Source organism: Puniceibacterium sp. IMCC21224 (assembly GCF_001038505.1).
GTDB lineage: Bacteria > Pseudomonadota > Alphaproteobacteria > Rhodobacterales > Rhodobacteraceae > Puniceibacterium.
Genome location: NZ_LDPY01000001.1, coordinates 917,527 through 940,727, shown reverse-complemented (window position 1 = coordinate 940,727; position 23,201 = coordinate 917,527). Strand labels below are relative to the sequence as shown.

The 23,201-nt window shown below is 59.3% G+C and carries 21 protein-coding genes; 11 read left to right on the top strand and 10 right to left on the bottom strand.

All coding sequences use genetic code 11. The features are described from left to right. Positions 1-27 precede the first annotated feature (27 nt). The gene (ccrA, locus tag IMCC21224_RS04335; RefSeq protein WP_047994300.1) at positions 28-1,317 is read right to left on the bottom strand and encodes a crotonyl-CoA carboxylase/reductase; all 1,290 of its coding nucleotides are present in this window, start codon (positions 1,315-1,317) and stop codon (positions 28-30) included. Positions 1,318-1,485: 168 nt separating this feature from the next. Continuing rightward, on the bottom strand, positions 1,486-2,832 hold the full coding sequence (locus IMCC21224_RS04330) for a 1-acyl-sn-glycerol-3-phosphate acyltransferase (protein ID WP_047994299.1): 1,347 nt from the start codon (positions 2,830-2,832) through the stop codon (positions 1,486-1,488). A gap of 233 nt (positions 2,833-3,065) precedes the next feature. Here IMCC21224_RS04330 and IMCC21224_RS04325 point away from each other — a divergent pair, with 233 nt between their 5' ends. From IMCC21224_RS04325 to deoD, 3 genes are all read left to right on the top strand, one after another. After that, a complete protein-coding gene (locus IMCC21224_RS04325; protein WP_255348000.1) occupies positions 3,066-5,045 on the top strand; it encodes a protein meaA in 1,980 nt (659 codons plus the stop codon). Between the two features lie 153 nt (positions 5,046-5,198). Then, a complete protein-coding gene (locus IMCC21224_RS04320) occupies positions 5,199-5,507 on the top strand; it encodes an H-NS family nucleoid-associated regulatory protein (RefSeq protein WP_047994297.1) in 309 nt (102 codons plus the stop codon). 196 nt (positions 5,508-5,703) lie between these two features. Further along, the gene (deoD, locus tag IMCC21224_RS04315; RefSeq protein WP_047994296.1) at positions 5,704-6,423 is read left to right on the top strand and encodes a purine-nucleoside phosphorylase; all 720 of its coding nucleotides are present in this window, start codon (positions 5,704-5,706) and stop codon (positions 6,421-6,423) included. Between the two features lie 402 nt (positions 6,424-6,825). Here the strand turns inward: deoD and gshB are convergent, their stop codons facing one another. The 3 genes from gshB to rsmI all read right to left on the bottom strand — a co-directional run bounded on the left by gshB (position 6,826) and on the right by rsmI (position 9,146). Beyond that, positions 6,826-7,761 carry a glutathione synthase gene (gshB, locus tag IMCC21224_RS04310; RefSeq protein WP_047994295.1) on the bottom strand — a complete coding sequence of 312 codons (936 nt, stop codon included), beginning with the start codon at positions 7,759-7,761 and terminating at the stop codon, positions 6,826-6,828. Between the two features lie 62 nt (positions 7,762-7,823). Next, on the bottom strand, positions 7,824-8,201 hold the full coding sequence (locus tag IMCC21224_RS04305; RefSeq protein WP_047996862.1) for a YraN family protein: 378 nt from the start codon (positions 8,199-8,201) through the stop codon (positions 7,824-7,826). A gap of 69 nt (positions 8,202-8,270) precedes the next feature. Next, complete coding sequence (gene rsmI, locus IMCC21224_RS04300; RefSeq protein WP_047994294.1) at positions 8,271-9,146, bottom strand: 16S rRNA (cytidine(1402)-2'-O)-methyltransferase; 876 nt, start codon at positions 9,144-9,146, stop codon at positions 8,271-8,273. Between the two features lie 87 nt (positions 9,147-9,233). Here rsmI and IMCC21224_RS04295 point away from each other — a divergent pair, with 87 nt between their 5' ends. From IMCC21224_RS04295 to IMCC21224_RS04270, 6 genes are all read left to right on the top strand, one after another. Further along, positions 9,234-10,418 (top strand): penicillin-binding protein activator, encoded by a 1,185-nt coding sequence (locus IMCC21224_RS04295; RefSeq protein ID WP_047994293.1) that lies wholly within the window; start codon positions 9,234-9,236, stop codon positions 10,416-10,418. Next, entirely contained in the window at positions 10,378-13,188 is a 2,811-nt protein-coding gene (locus tag IMCC21224_RS04290; RefSeq protein WP_082135131.1) for a [protein-PII] uridylyltransferase, read from the top strand. Before IMCC21224_RS04295 ends, IMCC21224_RS04290 begins: the two co-directional genes overlap by 41 nt. Before the next feature lie 217 nt (positions 13,189-13,405). After that, a complete protein-coding gene (locus IMCC21224_RS04285; protein WP_047994292.1) occupies positions 13,406-14,569 on the top strand; it encodes an alpha-hydroxy acid oxidase in 1,164 nt (387 codons plus the stop codon). A gap of 282 nt (positions 14,570-14,851) precedes the next feature. Further along, positions 14,852-15,478, top strand: coding sequence for a 50S ribosomal protein L25/general stress protein Ctc (locus tag IMCC21224_RS04280; protein ID WP_047994291.1), 627 nt, complete (start codon positions 14,852-14,854; stop codon positions 15,476-15,478). A gap of 130 nt (positions 15,479-15,608) precedes the next feature. After that, positions 15,609-16,304 (top strand): aminoacyl-tRNA hydrolase, encoded by a 696-nt coding sequence (gene pth, locus IMCC21224_RS04275; protein WP_047994290.1) that lies wholly within the window; start codon positions 15,609-15,611, stop codon positions 16,302-16,304. 25 nt (positions 16,305-16,329) lie between these two features. Continuing rightward, positions 16,330-16,698, top strand: a complete 369-nt coding sequence (locus tag IMCC21224_RS04270; protein ID WP_047994289.1) for a DUF2237 family protein — start codon at positions 16,330-16,332, stop codon at positions 16,696-16,698. A gap of 178 nt (positions 16,699-16,876) precedes the next feature. On the opposite strand, the gene trpB is transcribed toward IMCC21224_RS04270, so the two are convergent. The 5 genes from trpB to IMCC21224_RS04245 all read right to left on the bottom strand — a co-directional run bounded on the left by trpB (position 16,877) and on the right by IMCC21224_RS04245 (position 22,054). Next, positions 16,877-18,097, bottom strand: a complete 1,221-nt coding sequence (gene trpB / locus IMCC21224_RS04265; RefSeq protein ID WP_047994288.1) for a tryptophan synthase subunit beta — start codon at positions 18,095-18,097, stop codon at positions 16,877-16,879. A 237-nt stretch (positions 18,098-18,334) separates the two neighbouring features. Beyond that, positions 18,335-19,633 (bottom strand): hypothetical protein, encoded by a 1,299-nt coding sequence (locus tag IMCC21224_RS26375; RefSeq protein WP_053078889.1) that lies wholly within the window; start codon positions 19,631-19,633, stop codon positions 18,335-18,337. A gap of 97 nt (positions 19,634-19,730) precedes the next feature. Beyond that, the gene (locus tag IMCC21224_RS04255; protein WP_047994287.1) at positions 19,731-21,065 is read right to left on the bottom strand and encodes an MATE family efflux transporter; all 1,335 of its coding nucleotides are present in this window, start codon (positions 21,063-21,065) and stop codon (positions 19,731-19,733) included. Between the two features lie 54 nt (positions 21,066-21,119). Next, on the bottom strand, positions 21,120-21,629 hold the full coding sequence (locus tag IMCC21224_RS04250; RefSeq protein WP_047994286.1) for a PaaI family thioesterase: 510 nt from the start codon (positions 21,627-21,629) through the stop codon (positions 21,120-21,122). A 2-nt stretch (positions 21,630-21,631) separates the two neighbouring features. After that, on the bottom strand, positions 21,632-22,054 hold the full coding sequence (locus tag IMCC21224_RS04245; protein ID WP_047994285.1) for a PaaI family thioesterase: 423 nt from the start codon (positions 22,052-22,054) through the stop codon (positions 21,632-21,634). Positions 22,055-22,187: 133 nt separating this feature from the next. On the opposite strand from IMCC21224_RS04245, the gene IMCC21224_RS04240 reads away from it, so the two are divergent. Next, positions 22,188-22,574, top strand: a complete 387-nt coding sequence (locus IMCC21224_RS04240) for a MerR family DNA-binding transcriptional regulator (protein ID WP_047994284.1) — start codon at positions 22,188-22,190, stop codon at positions 22,572-22,574. Between the two features lie 213 nt (positions 22,575-22,787). After that, positions 22,788-23,192 (top strand): MerR family DNA-binding transcriptional regulator, encoded by a 405-nt coding sequence (locus IMCC21224_RS04235; protein ID WP_047994283.1) that lies wholly within the window; start codon positions 22,788-22,790, stop codon positions 23,190-23,192. The last annotated feature ends 9 nt before the right edge of the window (positions 23,193-23,201 follow it).

Sequence of the window (23,201 nt, the reverse complement as noted above, 5' to 3'; positions counted from 1 at the left end):
AGGTCCGTCAGAGATCAGGCGTCGAGTTCAGCCTTTGCGGGCTTCCAACGCGTCCTCTAATGTACGCAGGCCGGTGGTTGGGGCCTGCACAAGGACCGACATGTTGCCGGGCTTGTGTTCGTTGCGCAGCATCATCATGTGCGCTTGCGGGATCTGATCCCAGGCAAAGACCTCGGACATACAGGGGTCCAGCCGACGCTCGATCATCAGCTTGTTGGCCGACGATGCCTGCTTGAGGTTGGCAAAGTGCGAGCCTTGCAAACGCTTCTGGTGCATCCACATGTAACGCACGTCAAAGGTGCAGTTGAACCCGCTGGTTCCGGCACAGATCACCACCATGCCGCCCTTTTTGACCACAAGGGTGGAGACCGGGAATGTCGCTTCGCCCGGGTGTTCGAACACCATGTCGACGCTGACGCCCTTTCCGAGAATGTCCCAGATCGCCTTGCCGAACTTGCGGGCCTCTTTCAGCCAGTCGTTATATTCTGGCGTGTTGACCGTGGGCATCTGGCCCCAGCAGTTGAATTCCTTGCGATTGATCACGCCTTTGGCACCCTGATCCATCACAAACTGGCGCTTGCTCTCGTCCGAGATCACGCCGATTGCGTTGGCGCCTGCCGTATTGGCCAGCTGGATCGCATACGACCCCAGACCGCCCGATGCCCCCCAGACCAGTACGTTCTGACCGGGCTTCAGCTCGTGCGGCTCGTGACCGAACAGCATCCGATAGGCGGTCGCCAGCGTCAGGGTGTAGCAGGCGCTTTCTTCCCACGTCAGATGCTTGGGGCGCGGCATAAGTTGCTGCGATTGCACGCGAGTGAATTGCGAAAAAGATCCGTCATGCGTCTCGTAACCCCAGATCCGCTGGGTCGGAGAAAACATCGGATCGCCGCCGTTGCATTCCTCGTCGTCGCCATCGTCCTGATTGCAATGGATTACCACCTCGTCGCCGACTTTCCAGCGTTTGACCTTGTCACCCACCTTCCAGACGATGCCCGAGCAGTCAGAGCCGGCGACGTGATAGGGCTGTTTGTGAACGTCAAAGGGGCTGATCGGCACGCCGAGCCCGGCCCAGACACCATTGTAATTCACGCCGGCTGCCATCACCAGAACCAGAACCTCGTGGCTGTCGATCTCCCATGTGTCGACCACTTCAACCTGAAAGCTCGTATCGGGTTCGCCATGCCGTTCGCGGCGGATTGCCCAAGCGTACATCTTTTTGGGTACAAACCCCATCGGGGGCATTTCACCAATCTCGTACAGCTCCTTTTCAGGTGCGTCATAGCTGGCGATACCGGGTTGTTCATCCAGAGCCATAGGGGCCTCCATCCTTGATCCGTTGCCATTTCAACTGTGCCGCGATGCAGAATCGCCGCCGTTTTTGGGTAAATATCGGCCGCCGCGCAACATTGCAACATTGATCGACGCAATTTTGTAACTTTATGACCGAGCAGTCGCAGAAATTATGCTGCACATGCAAGATACTCAGAACAAATGCCGGATTGAATTGGCGTAGAATCGCAAGGCCACCTCTTGGCCTTGTGCCGCGACATAGCCGCCACCGACCTCTTCAATCATCTTGCGTTCCAGCAATGCCCGCAAGCCAACCTCGACCGAATAGGGGCGATTGTGACGTGCCAGATGAACATGTGCCCCTTTCTGAAGCCGGAGCGCCTCGCCAAAGGCACGCTCTAGCCCCGCCCGATCAAGCGGCCCTCGCTCAAGCAACAAATAAGCAACCAGCGGCACCGGCAGCACCGGCACCACAACTGCAATCCGCTGCATGATCTCTTGCGCCAGCCCATCGGGATCCGTGACCAATTGTGGCTCGGTGCGCAGGGACAACGGTACGCCAAAGCTGACCGCCGCATACCCGAAACGGTGAAACCGCCCCGTTACCCACAGCCAGACCTGCTTGAGAGCGAATCCCGCCACAACCGAGATCCGCGCCCGGAATCGCCGCGTCCCGGCTTCTCCCGCTGCAATAAGAATTCGATCTTCGAACACACGGTCGTAGTTCAATGCGACGGGGACAAACACCACATCGCGCGCCACCAGATCCACGCCGTTTGTGATGTATTTCAGTAGCCCGATCCGCGGCGGCGCCAGCGCACCGTCCAGGCTCAGCCCGCCTTCGGGGAACATCGCCTGGGTCACACCAGCGCGCGTCGCCATCTGCACATAACGCGCCAGAACCCGGCGATAGAGCGCGTTGCGCGACTTGCGGCGGATAAAATAGGCGCCCATCGCCTTGATAAGGAACGATAACGGCCAGACCCGCGCCCATTCGCCAACCGCATAGGACAGCGCCGACCGATCAGCCGCCAGATAGGTGACCAACACATAATCCATGTTCGAGCGGTGATTCATCACAAAGACTACCGTGGCGTCCCGATCAATCACGTTCAGAACTTCGGCGTCGTGATGGCCCAGCCGCACACGGAAAAGCGCGTTCGACAGCAGCCGCGCCGCGCGGATCGCAACTCCAAAATAGGCGGTGGCCGAGAATGACGGCACGATCTCGCGGGCATAGGCTTTGGCCTGTTCAAAGGCGACATCCTCGCGCACCCCGGTTTCGCGGGCGTGGTCGACAATCGCCTGCGCCACCTCGGGATCATAGCACAGTCGCTGGATCATGTCGGTGCGCCGCGCCAATTTGAATGGCTGAATCGGGCGCTCAAGCCTTGTGTTTATCCGCGCCACAACTCGCTCCATCCGTCGCCGCAGAAACCAGCGGACCGAAGGAAACAGAAAATGCGAGGCAAAGGTGATGACCGCAAACAGAAGGATCAGCACAAATAGCCAAAGCGGGAGGGTCACCATTGCCGTCATGACCCAACGGTGACACCTGCACCCTGTCCGGGCAAGAGGTCGCTACCGGCAATTTTCGCCCGATCTGGCAGCAAAACCAGCGGCCACTGCCAGCCAGGTGCCGAAAGTCCATGCGATGCGCCACACAGCGCGGTATCATTGCAGCCGCGGCATGATCACGCCGCGACGCAGCGAATTGACAGCGCCACAATCTTTCGATTATGCACGTCGTGACGCAATAAAATTTCAACCCGATTCACGAGGGCACGATGACCGAGACACACAGAGACAAGCCCTGGCTGATCCGCACCTACGCCGGCCATTCGACTGCCAAGGCTTCGAACGCGCTTTATCGTGGGAACCTGGCCAAGGGGCAGACCGGCCTGTCGGTCGCCTTCGACCTGCCGACACAGACGGGATATGACAGCGATCATATCCTTGCGCGCGGCGAAGTCGGTAAGGTTGGCGTGCCAGTCTGCCATCTGGGTGATATGCGCGCACTGTTCGATCAGATTCCGCTGGATCAAATGAACACTTCGATGACGATCAACGCCACAGCGCCCTGGCTGCTGGCATTGTATATCGCCGTAGCCGAAGAACAGGGCGCAGATATCGCCGCGCTTCAGGGCACGGTGCAGAATGACCTGATCAAGGAATACCTGTCCCGCGGCACCTATATCTGCCCGCCAAATCCCAGCCTGAAAATGATCGGTGACGTGGCCGAGTACTGCTATACTCACGTGCCGAAATGGAACCCGATGAACGTCTGTTCCTATCACTTGCAAGAGGCCGGCGCGACGCCGGAACAGGAACTGGCCTTCGCGTTGGCAACGGCGGTTGCTGTGCTAGACGAATTGAAACCCCGAGTGCCAGAGGCGGATTTTCCGGCGCTTGCCGCGCGGATTTCATTCTTTGTAAATGCGGGCATCCGCTTTGTCACCGAGATGTGCAAGATGCGCGCCTTTGTCGATCTCTGGGACGAAATCCTGCGGGACCGGTTTGGGATCTCCGACCCGAAATACCGCCGCTTTCGCTACGGTGTTCAGGTCAATTCTCTGGGCCTGACCGAACAGCAACCCGAAAACAACGTCTACCGCATTCTGATCGAAATGCTGGCGGTGACCCTGTCAAAGAACGCTCGCGCCCGCGCGGTGCAATTGCCCGCCTGGAACGAAGCCCTTGGCCTGCCCCGCCCCTGGGACCAGCAATGGTCGATGCGGATGCAACAGATCATGGCCTATGAAACAGATCTGTTGGAATATGACGATCTGTTTGACGGCAACCCCGCCGTGGACCGCAAAGTCGAGGCGCTGAAAGATGGCGCACGCGCAGAACTTGCCAACCTTGACAGCATGGGCGGTGCCATCGGTGCCATCGACTATATGAAAGCGCGCCTGGTAGACAGCAACGCCGAACGACTGAATCGGATTGAGCGCAACGAAACAATCGTGATCGGCGTAAACCGTTTCACTTCGACTGAACCTTCGCCGCTGGCAACCGAAGACGGCGGAATCATGGTGGTTGATCCGGCTGTTGAACAAGAGCAGATCAACCGGCTGAACGCCTGGCGCACCGAACGGGACGGCCCAAAGGCCGAGGCCGCTTTGGCCGAACTGCGCGCCGCCGCCCGCGAAGGACGTAACGTCATGCCACCATCCATCGCCTGCGCCAAGGCAGGGGTTACCACCGGAGAATGGGCCGCTCAGATGCGCAATGTTTACGGTGAATACCGTGGTCCGACCGGAGTGTCGCGTTCGGTCAGCAACCGCACTGAGGGGCTCGACGATATCCGCGCCGCTGTCGATGCGGTGAGCGACCGATTGGGCCGGCGCCTGCGGTTTCTGGTTGGCAAGCCGGGCCTAGACGGACATTCGAATGGCGCCGAACAAATCGCCTTCCGCGCCCGTGACTGCGGCATGGAAATCGATTACGAAGGCATCCGCCTAACGCCGGAAGAGATTGTAAATGCTGCGAAAAATGGCGCACACGTTGTTGGACTCTCGATCCTGTCGGGTAGCCATATTCCACTGGTCGAAGACATGATGACCCGCCTACGCGACGCGGGACTGGGCCATATTCCGGTCATTGTCGGAGGCATCATCCCTGACGACGATGCAAAGCGACTGAGCGCAATGGGCGTCGCCAAGATCTATACGCCCAAGCACTTTGAATTGAATGTTATCATGCAAGACATCGTAACACTGGTGGACGCCAATTCGATCGCAGCCGCCTAATATTTGTAGGCCGGAATAAGTACGCCAATGCCGGAATCTCTATTCGTCATGTCGGCATTGGCGTACTTTCACCTATGGCACCCGTTCGACACAAAACAGTCCTTGTAAAGATGGTATTTTTTTTACAAAACATCCTCACTCACGGAGGTAACTATGCAAATTGACCTGGAAACACTATCTAAAGACGACCTGAAACAACTTAAGTCTAATGTCGAAAAAGCGCTTAAAACCATTGATTCCCGTCGCAAGGCAGAGGCAAAAAAAGCCGCTGAACACGCGGCCAAGGAATACGGGTTTTCGCTGGACGAGCTTTTGGGGAGCTCCGGCAAAGGCAGCAAGAGTGCACCGAAATACGCCAATCCGGCAGACAGCAGTCAGACCTGGACTGGTCGTGGCCGCAAGCCGAATTGGGTAATCGAGGCACTTGCCGCTGGAAAGTCTCTTGACGACATGACAATCTGAACGGCTTTGGCCGCTTAGGAAATTAGCACCGCTGCAGAAAATGCGGTGGTGCTTTTTCTTTTTCGGGTATTTTTCGGAATTCGCCATACCCGTTTTGATGTGACCGCACCTGAAACGACCGCCAATCTAACTTGGCTGGGGCGGTAATATCTGTGCAATACTGACACGCGCGGATTACTTTTGAACGGAGCCTGCCATGACCATCCACATCGGAGCCAATCCCGGAGACATTGCCGAAACGGTCCTGCTTCCGGGGGACCCCTATCGCGCCCGCTGGGCAGCCGAGACCTTTCTTGATGATGTGAAGCTGGTGAATGACGTGCGCGGCATGCTGGGCTACACTGGCACCTGGCGCGGTCAGCCTGTGACAATCCAGGGCTCGGGCATGGGTATGCCCTCGCTGTCGATCTATGCCAATGAATTGATTCGCGACTATGGCGCGCGGACCTTGATCCGCATCGGGTCTTGCGGCGGGATGCAGCCGCAGGTGAAGATCCGCGATGTGATCCTTGCCATGACCGCCAGCTCGATCTCGACCCCGTCACGGGGAATCTTTCGCGAGCTGAATTTTGCCCCCTGCGCCGACTGGTCGCTTCTGAGTGCGGCCCATGCCGCTGCCACCGTCCGAGGTGTGCCGCTCCATGTCGGCGGAATCTATTCCGCAGATGTGTTCTATGACGAACGGCCCGACCTGAACGAACTAATGATCCGCCATAGTATTCTGGGGGTCGAGATGGAGGCCGCCGAGCTCTACAATCTCGCGGCGCGGCATGGGGTGCGTGCGCTTGCGGTTCTGACCGTGTCGGACCACCTGATCACCCAAGAGGCTCTGCCCGCCTCCGACCGGGAAAAGAGCTTTGGCAGCATGGTGCAAATTGCGCTCGAAGCCGCATTTGAGGGCGTGCACGACGGATAGAAGACGGTCCCTCAGTTACCACTTCATCAGACCCAGTATAAGTGAGGAACGCTTGGCCACAACCACATCGTCAAAAGCTGCGAAGCTTGGCGATCCTTGCGTTAATCGAGCAACCAATGCGCAAATCTCACTCCCCGACGCCATTGATACCCGCGCGATTACGCCCAAATCCGCCGCAGATTCGCCCGCCAAGGAAATAAACCAAGTTCCGTCGCAGCGCGTAATCTGACGCACTCGTACAGTGCAACCCGTCGGACCATATTTGATGCCTGATACATGCTGAATGGCGCTCAATTCGGCGCGCGATACTGGTAAAAGTCGCGACACTCCTGCTCGGACTGCGCGCTAAATTGGGTTCTAGCTTGACGATCAACCGCAATTGCATCGGAAGACGCCAACTGCTCATGCGCGGCGGGCTTCTACCGCCTCCCATATCTGTGCAGCAACATTAGTCCCATCAAAGCGCTCAAGTTCCTGGATACCCGTGGGGGATGTCACGTTGATCTCGGTCAGATAGTCGCCGATGACATCGATACCGACAAAGATCTGGCCCTTTTCCTTGAGGATCGGTCCGATTGCAGCACAAATTTCGCGATCCCGCTCGGTCAATGCGACCTTTTCGGGTCTCCCGCCAACATGCATGTTGGACCGGACCTCGCCTGCGGCCGGCACGCGGTTGATCGCCCCCACAGGCTCCCCATCGACCAGAATTACTCGCTTGTCCCCCTTGCTAACCGCCGGCAGGTATTTTTGCACGATCAGCGGCTCGCGACTGAAGCCAGTGAACAATTCATGCAGCGAACTAAGATTCCGATCATTGACGTCCAACCGGAACACCCCAGCACCGCCATTGCCATAAAGCGGTTTCAGGATCACGTCACCATGCTTGGCCTTGAAGGCGCGAATCGTCTCCAAGTCGCGGGCGATCGTAGTCGGTGGCGTGAGGTCGGGGAAATCAAGCACAAGCAGTTTTTCAGGGAAATTCCGAACCCAGAACGGATCGTTAACCACTAATGTCCCGGGGCTCAACCGGTCTAAAAGATGGGTCGTGGTGATATAATGCATATCAAAAGGAGGATCCTGCCGCAGCCAGACCACATCGAAATCAGCCAGATTGACCGTCTCCAGATCGCCCAGAATTGCATGATCTCCGGGCACGCGCTGAACCTTCAGCGTGTGCCCGCGCGCCGTGATCTGCCCTTCGTCAAACGCCAAGTAATCCGGCGTGTAATAGAACAGGCTATGACCGCGCGCCTGCGCTTCTTCGGCCAGTCGAAAGGTGCTATCGGCATTGATGTTGACCGGACCGATCGGGTCCATCTGAAAGGCGATCTTCATTGCGTTCCCCACTCTTGCGCCCCAGATACATGGCCCAAGCAACACGGCGGTGCAATGCCTGCCTAGAGCTGACCAAAGGCGTTTTCGATCACCTGCACGGCGCCAATGCCATCCACGAGCGCCACGTCGAACCGTACAGGCGTGAGCTGGCCCTTGGGCTGGGTGCCCAGATATTCCTCAGCCGAGGCATAGATGCGTCGCATCTGCGCAGCCGACAACCGTTCAGCGGCGCGCGCAAAACTGCGGCTCTGCTTGACCTCAACAAAGATCAGCCCCTCGCCATCCTGCGCAATCAGATCAATCTCACCCAGTGTGCCACGCCAGCGCTGACCGGTGACCGGAAATCCACGCCGTTCATAATCCTGTGCGATCCTCAACTCCGCCGCCATACCGGCCTGATAGCCCATCCGTCCTGATCGTGCATGTGCTGGTCTTGCCATCATCTGTTCCCTTCGATCACCAATCATTACCATTTGCCAGTCCCAGTCTCATACGCCATCTGGCGCAACCTAATCCTGTGGATCGGATCGGTCGCGACTCAGGCTCATCGCGCGCTGATAGATTGGCCTACGCGGCAAATCATACATACGCGACACAAAGTCTGCCGCATCCCGCACTGACATCGTTTTCAGGGAATCGTCTAACATACGATCTATTTCTGATTCACTAATATTCTCCTTTTCCCCCTGCCCGATCAAAACGACAATCTCGCCCCGTACGTTTTCACCTGCCAGGGCTTCGGCTAGGCTGGCGAGCGTGCCGCGGCGGCATTCCTCGAATTTTTTGGTCAGTTCACGGCAGACGGCAGCCCCGCGATCCCGACCGAGCACCTCGACCGCGTCAGCCAGCATCGCCGCCACCCGCTTAGGGGATTCGTAAAATGCCAGCGTGGCCTTTACGTCACGCAACCCATGCAGTGCCGTCTTGCGAGCACCGGTGGCATTGGGCAGGAAACCCGCGAACAGGAATCGATCGGTGGGCAGTCCCGCCAGCGTCAGCGCCGTCACCACAGCCGAAGCGCCGGGCGCAGAGGTCGCGGCGTATCCATCGGCTACCGCCGCCCGCATTAGATCAAACCCTGGGTCTGAAATCATCGGGGTGCCTGCTTCGGACGCATAGGCTACCGATCGGCCTGCCTCCAGCTCACTCAGGATGCGCGGCCGCATCCGGGCGCCGTTGTGATCGTGATAGGCCAGCAAAGGGCGGTCGCTCAGCGCCACCCCATGAATTTCCAGCAGCCGCCGCAAGCTGCGCGTATCTTCGGCAGCCAGCACATCGGCGCTTGCCAGAATATCAAGGCCGCGCAGCGTGATGTCGCGTGCGTTGCCAATGGGTGTCGCCACCAGATACAGCCCCGGCGTCAATCTGCCCGTTTGCCAATTCATCTCTGGACCCGTCCTCTGGCTTGTCTATGATTGCCCGCAAAGATGCGCGGCACTGACCCGCGCCCATCAACGAGGGAGTTGCCCGCCATGTTTGCTGTTTTGTCCCCTGCCCGCAAGGTGTTGCGCCGCGTCGCCGGAATCGCCTCTGTCGCGGTTCTGACCGCCTGCGCTCCGATAGGCCTGTCCGATCTCGGATCATCGGGCGGCGGACCGTCGATAAACCCGAATGCGCCGGTTCAGGTCGCCCTACTGGTTCCAAAGTCGGATCCCGGTGCCGCCTCGGTGGCGCGCAGCCTTGAAAATGCTGCGCGGCTGGCCATCGCAGACCTTGGCGGCGTCAACATTGATCTGCGCGTCTATGACACCGCCGGTCAGGCCGACACCGCCGCAGCGCAAGCCCAGCGTGCCGTTGACGAAGGTGCAAAGATCATCCTTGGCCCGCTGTTTCAGAATGCCGCCAACGCCGCCGGGGTTGCTGTCGCTGACGAAGGTATCAACGTGCTCAGCTTCTCCAACAACACCGCGATTGCGGGCGGCAACGTCTTTGTCCTTGGGTCGACGTTTGACAACACCGCCACCCGGCTGCTCAGCTATGCACGCAGCCAGGGCAAAGGCGATGTTGCCGTGCTCTATACAGACAACGTGCCGGGACAGGTCGCACGCAACGCGATCACCACGGCCGCCGCGCGCACAGGCGCAACGGTCGTCGGGGCCGAAGCCTATGCGCTCAATACCGAAAGCCTGACGGCTGCCGTCGGCCGGGTCAAAGGGTTGGTCGACAGCGGCGCGGCCCAATCCATTTTTCTGACTGATGATTGGGACGGCGGCCTGTCCGTTGTGCTGCAGCTGGCGCCCGAACAGGGCATCAGCCCCGCAAGCACGCAATACATCGGCCTGACCCGCTGGGACATTCGTTCGGACGGGTTCCACCTGCCCGGCATCAACGGCAGCTATTTCGCGATGCCCGATACCAGCATGGCGCAGAACTTCAGCGCCCGCTACGCTCAGGCCTACGGATCGCAGCCGCATAACCTGGGCGGGTTGGCGTTTGACGGCATCGCCGCCATCGGCGCGTTGGTCAAAGCCGGGCGCAAGGATGCACTGACTGCAAAGGCATTGACGCAATCCGCTGGTTTCCAGGGGACAGGCGGTGTATTCCGTCTGCTGGCTGACGGCACAAACCAGCGTGCCCTGGCAGTCGCGACTGTACGCAACAACCAGGTGGTGATTCTTGACCCTGCCCCAAGAAGCTTCGGCGGCGCCGGATTCTGATGTTTTCGACGCAACGGTGCTGCCGGACGATCTGATCGCTCCGGCAGAAGCCATTTTCGACCGTACCGCCATCCGCAAGACGCTCTGGAATGCAATCCAAGGGGCGACGGACGAACGCAGCGTGCGCGCTGCATGTGTGCAGATCCTTGGTGACGCGCGCGACGACGGACGGATTGAAATCGCCAAAAGATTCGCCCAGCGGCCCTTTGCCGCCGGTCCCGCGACCCGCTCATACACCTGGATTACCGATTGCCTTGTCACCCTGACCTGGGAAGTGGCAATCAAACAGCTGCACCCCCTGTCGAACCCGACCAAGGGCGAACAGATCGCCGTGATCGCGGTTGGCGGATATGGCCGCGGTGAGATGGCCCCGCAGTCCGATGTCGATCTGCTGTTCCTGACGCCCTACAAGATCACCGCCTGGGCCGAGAGCGTGATTGAATCGATGCTCTACATCCTGTGGGATCTCAAGCTCAAGGTCGGCCATGCCTCGCGCACCGTCAAGGATTGTCTGCGCCTCGGGGCCGAGGATTATACCATCCGTACAGCCATGCTGGAGCACCGGTTCCTGATCGGCGAAGCCGCGCTGGCGCAGGATCTCGACGCGCGGCTCTGGAACGAGCTGTTCACCGGCACCATCCGCGATTTTGTCACCGCCAAGCTGGCCGAGCGTGACGCGCGCCACGAAAAGCAGGGCGGCCAGCGATATGTGGTCGAACCCAACGTCAAAGAAGGCAAAGGCGGCCTGCGCGACCTGCAATCGCTGTTCTGGATCACCAAATACATTCACCACACCGACGATATCGGCGAAATGATGCGCCTCGGCGTGTTTCGCCCCGAGGAATACAACACATTCGTCAAGGCCGAGAACTTTCTATGGTCGGTGCGCTGCCACCTGCACCTGATCGCCGGGCGCGCGATGGAGCAACTGACATTTGACATGCAGGTCGCCGTTGCCGAAGCGATGGGCTACACCGACCGTGGCAGCCGCCGCGCGGTGGAAATCTTTATGCACGAGTATTTTCGCCACGCCACGGCCGTTGGCGATCTGACGCGTATTTTCCTGACCTCGCTCGAAGCCGAACATATCAAAGACGCCCCCCTGCTGGCACGCTTTTTCAATCGCCGGCCACCCAAGGTCGGCGATGGCTATCAGGTCATTAATGGGCGCATCAACCCGTTAAACGAAAAGGCTTTTCTGGCAGACAAGATGAACCTGCTGCGGATTTTTCAAGAGGCACTGCGCACCGGTCTGCTGATCCATCCCGACGCCATGCGGCTGATCGTTGCGAACCTGAAACTGATCGACGAAGACATGCGTCAGTCAAAAGAGGCGCAGCAGATCTTTCTCGATCTGTTGCTGAAACATGGCAATCCCGACCGTGCCCTGCGCCGGATGAACGAACTGGGTGTGCTCGGCGCCTTTATACCCGAATTCGAACTGATCGTCGCAATGATGCAGTTCAACATGTACCACCACTACACAGTCGACGAGCATACGATTCAGTGCATCTGGAACCTCTCCGAGATCGAAAATTGCCAGCTGGTCGAAGAGCTGCCCGTCGCATCTCTGATTCTGAAAGAGGGCATCAACCGCAAGGTGCTGTACGTCGCGATGTTGCTGCATGACATCGGGAAAGGCCGGGACGAGGATCATTCGATCCTAGGCGCCCAGATCGCCCGCAGGGTGGCCCCCCGCCTTGGCCTGAGCGCCAAGGACAGCGCCACCGTCGAATGGCTGGTCCGCCACCACCTGCTGATGTCCGATATGGCGCAGAAACGCGACATCGCCGACCCCCGCACAGTGCGCGATTTCGCCAAAGCGGTGCAGACTCGCGAGCGGCTCGACCTGCTGCTGCTGCTGACGGTTTGTGACATTCGTGGCGTTGGCCCCGGCACCTGGAACAACTGGAAGGCCGCATTGCTGCGTGCGCTCTACCGTCAGACCCGCGACGGTTTGGAAAACGGTATGGAGGCACTGAACCGCGAACGTCGCGGCGCCGAGGCCAAGACTCTGCTGCGCGAAGCGCTCTCGGATTGGGACGCCAAGGACCTGCGCACAGAAAAAGCCCGTCACTATCCGCCGTATTGGCAGGGGTTGCATGTCACCGCACATGTGGTGTTTGCCCGTCTGTTGCGCGACATCGGCCCCGGTGAGATCGGCATCGACATCCACCCCGACGAAGAGCGCGATGCAACCCGTGTCTGTTTCGCGCTGGATGATCATCCCGGCATATTCTCACGTCTGGCCGGCGCCGTGTCGTTGGCGGGTGCAAATGTCGTGGACGCCCGCACCTATACATCAAAAGATGGCTTCGCCACCGCCGCCTTCTGGATTCAGGACGGTGACGGATCACCCTACGACGCCATTCGCCTGCCCCGCCTGCGTGACGTGATTGGCAAGGCGCTGCGCGGAGAATTGGGATCGAACGACCTGATGCGCTCCAAGGACAAGCTCAAGAAACGCGAACGCGCTTTCAAGGTGCCAACTTCGATCATCTTCGACAACGACGGATCCGAGATTTATACCATCATCGAGGTGGATACCCGCGACCGCCCCGGCCTGCTGTATGACCTGACCCGCACCCTCGCGGCGAGCCACGTCTACATCGCCTCGGCCGTGATCGCGACCTATGGTGAACAGGTGGTCGACAGCTTCTACGTCAAGGATATGTTCGGCCTGAAATACCACACCGTGTCGAAGCAGAAGATGCTTGAGCGTAAACTTCGCGCCGCCATCGACGCCGGGGTAGAACGCGCCACGTCCTAAGGCCAGTAGTTTTGCCCATGCCCGGCGGGCGTATGCAGAGCCGATCACAGTGACAGCAATTGTCTTTGTGTTCGGTTTGCAACGCATTCGATATGCCTGACTCACAATAGCAACGTCTCTCTGGCTTCAAGTTCCCTCGGTCGCATTTGACCCATTGCCCGGTTGCGTCGGCATTGGTACTCAAACCTGACCAATCCCCGCGCGAAAGGACCGGCCCATGCCCGTTATCACCGAGATTGACGACCTCAAGCGGATTTACCGCCGCCGTGTCCCCAAGATGTTCTATGACTACACGGAATCGGGCAGCTGGTCGGAACAAACCTTTCGCAACAACGTTTCTGACTTTAATGACATTTACCTGCGCCAGCGGGTCGCGACAGATATGGCGGGCCGCTCGACTGCCAGCACGATGATTGGACAAGACGTGGCAATGCCCGTCGGACTGGCCCCCGTCGGCCTAACCGGCATGCAGCACTACGACGGCGAGATCAAAGCCGCCCGAGCTGCCGAACAATTCGGCGTGCCCTACATCCTCAGTACCATGTCGATCTGTTCGATCGAGGATGTCGCCGCCAACACCGACAAGCCGTTCTGGATGCAGGTCTACACGCTCAAGGACGACGACTTCATGCAGCGGCTGTTTGACCGGGCCAAGGCGGCGAAATGCTCGGCTGCTGTGATCACGGTGGATCTGCAATTGCTTGGCCAACGACACAAAGATTTGAAGAACGGGCTGTCAGCCCCGCCCAAGCTGACAGCAAAATCCGTGGCCAACATGATGACCAAGGTACACTGGGGCCTGGGGATGCTGCGGACCAAACGACGGTTCTTTGGCAACATTGTTGGCCACGCCAAGGGGGTTTCGGACCCCTCATCGCTGGGAAATTGGACCAACGAAAGCTTTGATCAGTCGCTGGACTGGGACCGGATCCGGCAATTCCGCAAGATGTGGGACGGACCGCTGATCATCAAGGGGATCATGGACCCGCGTGACGCGCTGGAGGCGCTGAACGTCGGTGCAGATGCCATCATCGTGTCAAACCACGGCGGCCGACAGCTGGACGGTGCGCTGAGTTCAATCCGGGCGCTACCCGCCATTCTCGACGCGGTTGGTGACAAGATCGAGGTGCACCTCGATTCGGGTATCCGCTCGGGCCAAGACGTTCTCAAGGCGTTGGCAATGGGGGCCAAGGGGACCTACATCGGCCGCGCCTATGTTTACGGTCTGGGCGCCAATGGCCAGCAAGGCGTAAGCGACGCACTGAAAATTATCCACAAAGAACTGGACCTGACCATGGCTTTGTGCGGACGGCGTGATGTCAAGGGGCTCGACCGCGATATCCTATTGGTCCCAGAGGGCTTTGAAGGGCGCTGGCAATAAATCTCTGGATGTTGCGCCTGGAGCAGAGGTTGGATTCTTTGCGTATTTTTGAAGAGAAGAAGACTTGGGCCGCGCCGCCACAGAACCGTACGGGGTGACTTGGCGTGCGTTTGGTCGCACCCCCCGTCATCTTTCGGCAAAAATACGGTGATGGGTTTTCGTTCACTGCCCATTGCGGGCAGCCTTAAACGCCTTGCTATATGGGCCAATCCGGTTTATCGCGCGACGTTCACGCGGGGCTACAGCCTTGGAGGAGCCCCGCCCTAACCAGGAGAGACCAATATGGCTGGAGAGATTCCTGATCTCGAAGCACAAGTCCGGACGGGGACAGGCAAGGGCGCCGCTCGTCAGGCACGTCGCGACAACCTTGTTCCGGGTATCGTTTACGGTGGCGGTGCTGAGCCGCTGTCGATCAACATTCCGTACAACACCCTGCTCAAGCGGCTGAAGGCCGGTCGTTTTCTTTCGACGCTTTTCAACCTCAAGGTTGAAGGCCACGAGGACGTGCGCGTGATCTGCCGCAACGTGCAGCGCGACGTGGTCAAGGATCAGCCGACCCATCTGGACCTGATGCGCCTGCGCCGCACGTCCAAGATCAACCTGTTCATCCACGTGAACTTTGAGAACGAAGCCATCGCGCCCGGCATCAAGAAGGGTGGCGTTCTGACCGTTGTTCGCCCCGAGGTCGAGCTGATGGTGACGGCGGGGGATATCCCCGATCACATCACCGTCGACCTCACTGGTCTGGACATCGGCGACACCGTCACGATTTCCAACGTGACCCTGCCCGAAGGCGCAAAGCCAACGATCGATCGTGATTTTGTGATTGCAAACATCTCGGCTCCGTCGGGCCTGCGCTCGGCTGGTGTTGACGACGACGAGGAAGTGGACGAGGCGGAAGAGGCCTAATTTCAGGTCCCCGATTCGAAGCGATTGATGCGGCCCTGCCTTGATGGCGGGGCCGTTTGCGTTGCAGCCGTGCCAAATGCGGCCTATCTCTGCCAATGACCACCCAAGAGGTGAACGCGAGGACGCTCCCATGAAAATTTTCGTCGGCCTGGGCAATCCGGGCAGCCAGCACAGCGCCAATCGGCACAATATCGGGTTCATGGCGGTTGACCGGATCGCCGATGCGCATGGGTTCCAGCCGTGGAAAGCGCGGTTTCAGGGGCATGTGGCCGAGGGTCGGCTGGGCGGTGACAAAGTGTTGCTGTTGAAACCCGCAACCTTCATGAACCTCTCAGGTCAGGCGGTGGGCGAGGCGATGCGGTTCTACAAGCTCGAACCCGGTGATGTTACCGTGTTCCACGACGAGCTTGACCTTGCCCCCGGCAAGGTGCGGGTCAAGGTTGGCGGTGGTCACGCAGGTCACAACGGATTGCGGTCGATCCATGGGCATATCGGCGAGGCTTACCGACGCGTGCGCCTTGGCATTGGGCATCCTGGGCGCAAGGAACTGGTTGCGGGCTATGTTCTGCATGATTTTGCCAAAGCGGATCAGGACTGGCTCGACGACGTGTTGCGTGGGCTGACAGATGGTTCCGAGGCACTGGCCGCAGACGACGCCGCGGGTTTCCTGAACGCGGTCGGTTTGCGGGTGTCCCCGCCCCGCTCGGGCGGTGGGACCAAGGTTCAGGCCAAGACGGACCAACCCCTGCCTGTATCGTCCCAAACATCGGAACCCGCCCCAGAACCTCGGTCGCCGCTGCAACGGCTGGCGGACCGATTTCGCTGATACCCATAACCAAAGGAACACGCTCATGAAAAAAGATGCGCAAATCAATGCCCTCGGCGGCGATCTTCAAAGCTGTTCTTCCGACCCCCTCACTGGGTTCTTTCGCGACGGGATGTGCAACACCTGTGCCGCCGATCAGGGCAGCCACACTGTCTGTGCCGTGATGACGGCCGAGTTCCTTGCCTATTCCAAATATGTCGGCAACGATCTGACGACGCCGATGCCCCAGTATCAGTTTTCAGGACTGAAGCCCGGCGACCATTGGTGCCTTTGTGCCGGACGGTTCCTCCAGGCCCATGACGAGGGTTGTGCACCGGGCGTCAACCTCGCGGCGACCCACCAGCGGGCACTGGATGTCGTGCCTTTGAACATTCTTGAGCTTTACAAAATATGATATCTATAGGGTAAATATCAAAGACTTGAGGTCTGAATTTCCCGGAAAACTTATCCATATAGGACTTATCGTCTGATTCACATCAGGCACCTCTGGATGAGAGATGAGGCAGAAAAAACCTCGACTGACACATGCGCGTCGGCGAGGCAATGATGTGTCCCGGCGCTGCGTGTGGGCGTCAACTCATGTCAAAGCCAAGCGCCTTGGCGACGGTATAGATGTCTTTGTCGCCGCGCCCACACATGTTCATGCAAATGATATGGTCGCGCGGCAGGGTCGGCGCAATCTTCATTACGTGCGCCAGCGCGTGGCTGGGTTCCAGTGCCGGAATGATCCCTTCCATCGCGCAACACAGTTGAAACGCCTCAAGCGCCTCGACGTCGGTGATGGCGACGTATTCCGCCCGACCGATGTCGTGCAGCCAGGAATGTTCTGGCCCGATGCCCGGATAATCCAAACCGGCAGAGATCGAGAACCCCTCAAGAATCTGTCCGTCGTCATCCTGCAACAGATAGGTACGATTACCGTGCAGCACACCCGGACGACCGCCGGTGAGCGAGGCGCAATGCTCCATCTTGGCATTCACGCCTTTGCCGCCGGCTTCAACCCCGATGATCTGCACATCCTTGTCGTCGAGGAAGGGAAAGAACAGCCCCATGGCGTTCGATCCGCCACCGATGGCTGCGACCAGCGTGTCGGGCAGACGGCCCTCGGCCTCGTGCATTTGTTCCTTGGTTTCCTTGCCTATGATGGCTTGAAAATCGCGGACCATAGCCGGATACGGGTGCGGGCCGGCCACGGTGCCAATGCAGTAGAAGGTATCGCGCACGTTGGTTACCCAGTCGCGCAGCGCATCGTTCATCGCGTCCTTGAGCGTCCCACGTCCCGACGTGACCGGAATCACCTCGGCCCCCAGCAGGCGCATGCGAAAGACGTTCGGCTGCTGACGTTCGACATCATGCGCGCCCATGTAGACGACGCATTTCAGGCCGAACTTGGCGCAAACGGTGGCCGTGGCAACGCCGTGCTGACCGGCGCCAGTTTCCGCGATGATCCGGGTCTTGCCCATGCGACGGGCGAGGATGATCTGCCCCAGCACATTGTTGATCTTGTGCGCGCCGGTGTGGTTCAGCTCGTCACGCTTCATATACACCTTGGCGCCGCCCAGATGTTCCGTCAGCCGTTCGGCGTGATACAGCGGGCTGGGACGGCCGACGTAATGTTTCCACAGGAAATCCATCTCGTCCCAGAATGATTTATCGGTCTTGGAGCGCTCGTACTGCTCTTCCAGTTCCAGGATGAGCGGCATCAGCGTTTCCGACACGAACCGCCCGCCGAACTGACCAAAGCGGCCTTTTTCGTCGGGCCCGGTCATGAAACTGTTGAATAGATCGTTCATGGCTCATCTCCCCTGGATCAGAGTGTATCTCTAAGCAAGCCGGGCGCGGATTTCCAGTGCGATTCGAATTCGAGAGGCCACAGGTGAGGCGTTGGCGCCTGCACGGGACGTTTTGCGCAGGCTTTGATCGGGGGCACTCAGGGGCTCCGGATGCCTCCATGTCTGCCAGACCGTAACCAAGTCAGACCGCGACACCGGATGTGGCTGAAAATATCGACCGGGTGATACGCGTTCACCTCACCACTGCCCGTTGCGCAGGGCGTCATGCGCGTCAAGAATATCGCGGATCGCCTTTTTGTCGCCGGAAGAAAGCGTCACATCCCTGTGGTATTGGTCGCCGTTAAACCGCAGGATGGCTTCGTTTGCAGTTGCCAGCGACCGTAAGACTTCGATCTGATCGTCATCCGGGGTCACATCCATCCACTCCCAGATGCTCGTGTTGTTGTCGCGTTCAAAAGAGCCTGCGATCAGCGACTCCTTTATTCCGTCATGCCACGCCGTCACGCTTGTAACGAAAAGCCAGTCGGAGCCGGTATATTGCACCTTCATGCGCAACCACGGGCGGCCCGCGCCGCCTTTCTTGCCCATATAGAGATACGCCGTGGATCGGCTGTTGAGATACTTTGGCGCGTTCGGGTGCTGATACCACGTGATACCTTCAATCTTGTCTTCCGTGGTTCGAAGGGACGTCACGGCACGCTGTCGTGCCGCCTTGATCGCGGCCTCGTAGGTTTCGATCTTGGCGATGTATTCGGCTTTCTCCGGGCGGACTTCCGCAAGAAATTGATATCCTTGCAGATTCGTTTCGCGCGCACTCGACGGCAATGGCCGCACCAGCGCGAGCATCCGCGCCTCAAGGTCAGACTTGACTTCCTCGCTTGCAAAGCCTGTTTTGATCAAATCCCGGTATGCCGTGCGGGCGTCGGTCCACTGACCTGATTCAACAGCTTGCAGCAATTCTGCTTCGAGTTTTATCTGTTTGGCGGCCTTCTTGGTCGCGTCAGCGTCGGATGCCATTTGCCTCACAGGCGGGGTCGCGACAGCAACGGTGGTAGCGCAGGCTGCCTTGGAAATCACATCCGAGATCGAACCGTCAACCAGCTCTGTCATCTCGGGCGCAGGCTCGCGGACAAGATCGGCCTGACTGTCGCCATCCGCGATATAGCCAAACAACAGCGGCTCGCACTGCACCAGACGAATTGCAAACGAGGTCCCCGACGGGCCTTCACGCCGGGTGGTGATTTCGATGCGGCCGTCTGTCCGACCGTCGATCCCCAGCACAAAATACATGGCTTTTGGATCGCTCGGGATCTTGATCCGGTCGCCGTCGGCAACCTCGGTCGGCGCGCGAGCGGCTGCGGTGGCCGCTGTGATACCGTCCGTGTCCACTTTCGGCGCCGCGACGCCGACAACGACGAAGCAGGTAAAAAACGTCAAGAACGCATACAGCCGCTTTCGAAAGGGCCTGAATGGATAAACGATGCCTGCAAGTGCCGCCAGACCGATGAACGATGCGATTATAATAATGGCGTCCATGGTCCCACCCTGCGCAATTAACCGGTCACGCAGGACTGTACGAAATGCACGGCGGCAGTGTGGCGAAAGCGTGAAGCTTGTGGGACGCCAATGCGCGTCAGGCCGCTGCCCGCTCTAGCCCCGGATATTTCCACGCCAGTGTCACGCCCCGCGCCACAAACGATACCAGCAACGCCGCCCAAAGCCCGTGATTGCCCATCACCGGCATCAACAACAGAACCGCAGCCACATAGACCAGCGCCGACAGTACCATCATGTTGCGCATGTCAGCGGTCCGGGTCGCACCGATAAAGATCCCGTCCAGCATCCAGGCGGCCAGCCCCAGCAGCGGGGCCGCGACCATCCACGGCAGATAGCTGCGCGCCGCGGCCTGGACTGGTGGCACATCGGCCATCAGGTCGATCAGCGCAGGTCCGCCCAGCGCAAAGCCCAACGACAGCGCACCGCAAACCACCAGCCCCCAAAAGCTGGTCAACAGCGCGCCACGCCGCAGGAACCCGGTGTTACGGGCACCGATGGCTTGCCCCACCAACGCCTCGGCGGCAAAGGCAAAGCCGTCCAGCGCATAGGCGGTGATTTCAAGAAACTGGATCAGCACCTGATTGGCGGCCAGCGTCACATCGCCAAAATCCGCCCCCAGAAACAGGAACGACATAAAGATACCCTGCAACAGAAAGGACCGCGCGAGGATATCGGAATTGACCTGCAACATCCGCATCAGCCTGATCCGGTCAAACACCCGCGCCCAATCGCGCCACGCAGGCACACGGAACGCTGCCCGGCAGAGCCACAACCCCATGGCAAGCCCGGACCATTCCGCCAGGAAGGTGGCGAAGGCCACACCATTCACCCCCCAGCCCAGCCCAAGGACAAACCATAGATCCAGCACAATATTGAGCAGGTTCATCCACAATTGCAGCACCAGCACGGCGCGGGTGCGCTCTTGCGCAATCAGCCACCCGGTGATCCCATAGAGCGCAATGGCAGCGGGTGCCGACCAGATGCGGATCGTCATATACCCCCGCGCGAGGCTTTCGACCTCTTCGCTGGCGGGTGACAGGGCAAAGCCCAGATTGATGATGGCCCCCTGCCCCAGGATCATCAGCGCACCTGCGCCCAGACCGATCATCAGCACCCGGGTCAGCAGGGCCGCCACTTCGGCGCGGTTGCCTTCGCCTGCGGCCTGTGCTGCCAGACCTGTGGTGCCCATGCGCAGAAATCCGAACATCCAATAGACGCCAGTCAGGATGATCGCCCCAATGCCGACCGCACCAATCGGCGCAGCCAGGCCAAGCTGCCCCACAACACCTGTATCCACTGCGCCCAGAATTGGGACCGTCGCGTTTGAGATAACGATGGGTATCGCAATGCGTAGCACGCGCGCATGTGTGATTTGTTGCGGCGCTTCGGGCGGCACGGTGGCTTGGGTCATTCTATGGAATTGCCTTTTCAGAGGATCGAACGCAAAGTGGCACGCCAGAGCCGGTCAGCCATCCCGGCGCGGCATGAGAAAATGCGCCGTCGCCTGCGCGATAGGTCGGTCGCGGTTGTCTTGCCATGCCTCGGCCTGAACGCTGGCATAGCGCCGCCCTGACCGATTGACCCGTGCCCGCGCATAGGCGTCACGCGGCAGGCCTGAGCGCAAATAATCGACCGTAAAGTCGATAGTCTTGGGCAGACGCGGCAGATCCCCCGACTCGAGCGCGCCGACCGCAATCGCACCACTTTCGACGTCTTCCCACATCCACGCCCAGCTCAGCGTAATAATTGCCGTGACCTCAAGAAAGGCGGCCGTCACCCCGCCGTGGATCGCCGGCAACAGCGGGTTTCCGATCAGCTTGTCGTCATAGCTCAGCACGGCGGTCAGCTCGTCGCCGCGGCGGTCGAACGTTATGCCGAGGTGCTGGATGTAGGGCACCCCCCCCACCAGCGCATGCAGCGCCGCGTCGCGCCGGTGTTTTACCTTTTGCACCGGATCGGGGGCACGATAGGCCATCCTCAGACCTCCTCGACCGTAAACGCACCAGTGGCCGTGGCAACCGGATTGTCGGTATCCTCATCGCAGGCCGTTGCCCGCACAAACCCGACCGACCGGGTGATGTGGTAACACACGGCCTGCGCGGTGATCGTCTGCCCCGGTGTTGCCGCACGCATGTAGTCAATTCGCAGATTAATCGTCGCTGTTCCGGCAGGTGCTGACGGGTGGCTCATAACCGCCGCGCCGCCGCACGTGTCCATCAGCGCCGACACCGCCCCGCCGTGAATCACCCCGGTCTGCGGATCTCCGATAAAACGCGGATCATACGGCATGGCGATGGTCGCCGCCCCGTCACCGATATCGACGATCTGCATACCGAGCGATTGTGCATGGGGTATCGCTTCGATGAACTGACGGGCGATGGCGGTTTGGTCGGCGGTCATGGTTACGTCCCTGCGGATGCCTTGGGTCTTTATGCGTTGCGGCGGCGACGAACCGCAAGCCGCAATGCCACCCCCCCATCTGAGGTTGCCCTTCGTCGCGCCTGCGCATAGGTTTTGTTTAAGGAGTGCAAGCATGCCCGACAAACGCCTGAGCTTCAAAGAGATGTGCGCCGAGTACGATGTGACGCCGCGGACCCTGCGCTACTATGAATATATTGAATTACTTCATCCCGACCGCGAGGGCCGGTCGCGTTGGTATGGGTCGCGCGAACGCGCGCGAATGACGCTGATTCTGCGTGGGCGCAAATTCGGGTTTCAGCTCGAAGATATCCGGCAATGGCTGCTGATCTACGAACACGAAGGCACCACCGCACAGATGCAGGCATGGATCATCCTGGCCGACAGCCAGCTGACCGAGCTGGCCGAGCAACGCACACAGCTGGACGAAGCGATAGACAGCCTCAAACGCCTGCGCGACCAGACTGCGGCCACACTTAAAACTGAGTCGCCGGAACGCTGACCTGCCATCAGCATCTGGAAATTACGCCCGTATTGGGCATTTTCAGTTTTGACCAACCGATAAAAATTACTCTGAAGCCGACTGACGCGACTTTATCTTACGTCATCTGGAATCTGACGTAGCGTCTGAGTTACGTCTTCGGAATTTCCCATTGTACAAAACCGGCATGACCATCACGTGAGGCAGACTTGACCTGACGAGAGGCAGTTATTGATGACACACGACGACACTATGACGATCCGCGAGATGTGCGACACCTTCGAAGTGACCCCGCGCACCCTACGGTTCTATGAAGCCAAGGAACTGCTGTTCCCGATTCGCGAAGGCCAGAAACGGCTGTTCACAAAACGCGACCGGGCCCGGCTCAAGCTGACTCTGCGCGGCAAGCGGTTCGGATTCAGCCTGGAGGAGATACGTCAACTGCTCGACCTGTATCACATGGGTGACGCGCAGCAGACACAGCTGGACCGGACATGCAAGATTGCGCGCACGCGCCTATCGGACATGGTTAGCCAGCGCGACGACCTGAACGCGGCGATTGCCGAGTTGCAAGATCAGCTGACCTGGGGCGAACAGATGCTCGCTTCAATGTCAGAGACCAAAAAAGCGGCCGAGTGATCCGGCCCT

Excerpts from the sequence above, each read along its gene's own strand:
- IMCC21224_RS04240 (WP_047994284.1), top strand. The coding sequence starts at position 22,188 with ATGCCCGACAAACGCCTGAGCTTCAAAGAGATGTGCGCCGAGTACGAT.
- IMCC21224_RS04295 (WP_047994293.1), top strand. The coding sequence starts at position 9,234 with ATGTTTGCTGTTTTGTCCCCTGCCCGCAAGGTGTTGCGCCGCGTCGCC.
- IMCC21224_RS04330 (WP_047994299.1), bottom strand. The coding sequence starts at position 2,832 with ATGACGGCAATGGTGACCCTCCCGCTTTGGCTATTTGTGCTGATCCTT.
- IMCC21224_RS04235 (WP_047994283.1), top strand. The coding sequence starts at position 22,788 with ATGACACACGACGACACTATGACGATCCGCGAGATGTGCGACACCTTC.
- gshB (WP_047994295.1), bottom strand. The coding sequence starts at position 7,761 with ATGAAGATCGCCTTTCAGATGGACCCGATCGGTCCGGTCAACATCAAT.
- IMCC21224_RS04320 (WP_047994297.1), top strand. The coding sequence starts at position 5,199 with ATGCAAATTGACCTGGAAACACTATCTAAAGACGACCTGAAACAACTT.
- deoD (WP_047994296.1), top strand. The coding sequence starts at position 5,704 with ATGACCATCCACATCGGAGCCAATCCCGGAGACATTGCCGAAACGGTC.
- IMCC21224_RS04285 (WP_047994292.1), top strand. The coding sequence starts at position 13,406 with ATGCCCGTTATCACCGAGATTGACGACCTCAAGCGGATTTACCGCCGC.
- pth (WP_047994290.1), top strand. The coding sequence starts at position 15,609 with ATGAAAATTTTCGTCGGCCTGGGCAATCCGGGCAGCCAGCACAGCGCC.
- IMCC21224_RS04250 (WP_047994286.1), bottom strand. The coding sequence starts at position 21,629 with ATGGCCTATCGTGCCCCCGATCCGGTGCAAAAGGTAAAACACCGGCGC.
- IMCC21224_RS04245 (WP_047994285.1), bottom strand. The coding sequence starts at position 22,054 with ATGACCGCCGACCAAACCGCCATCGCCCGTCAGTTCATCGAAGCGATA.
- IMCC21224_RS04280 (WP_047994291.1), top strand. The coding sequence starts at position 14,852 with ATGGCTGGAGAGATTCCTGATCTCGAAGCACAAGTCCGGACGGGGACA.
- rsmI (WP_047994294.1), bottom strand. The coding sequence starts at position 9,146 with ATGAATTGGCAAACGGGCAGATTGACGCCGGGGCTGTATCTGGTGGCG.
- IMCC21224_RS04270 (WP_047994289.1), top strand. The coding sequence starts at position 16,330 with ATGAAAAAAGATGCGCAAATCAATGCCCTCGGCGGCGATCTTCAAAGC.
- ccrA (WP_047994300.1), bottom strand. The coding sequence starts at position 1,317 with ATGGCTCTGGATGAACAACCCGGTATCGCCAGCTATGACGCACCTGAA.
- IMCC21224_RS04305 (WP_047996862.1), bottom strand. The coding sequence starts at position 8,201 with ATGGCAAGACCAGCACATGCACGATCAGGACGGATGGGCTATCAGGCC.
- IMCC21224_RS26375 (WP_053078889.1), bottom strand. The coding sequence starts at position 19,633 with ATGGACGCCATTATTATAATCGCATCGTTCATCGGTCTGGCGGCACTT.
- IMCC21224_RS04255 (WP_047994287.1), bottom strand. The coding sequence starts at position 21,065 with ATGACCCAAGCCACCGTGCCGCCCGAAGCGCCGCAACAAATCACACAT.
- trpB (WP_047994288.1), bottom strand. The coding sequence starts at position 18,097 with ATGAACGATCTATTCAACAGTTTCATGACCGGGCCCGACGAAAAAGGC.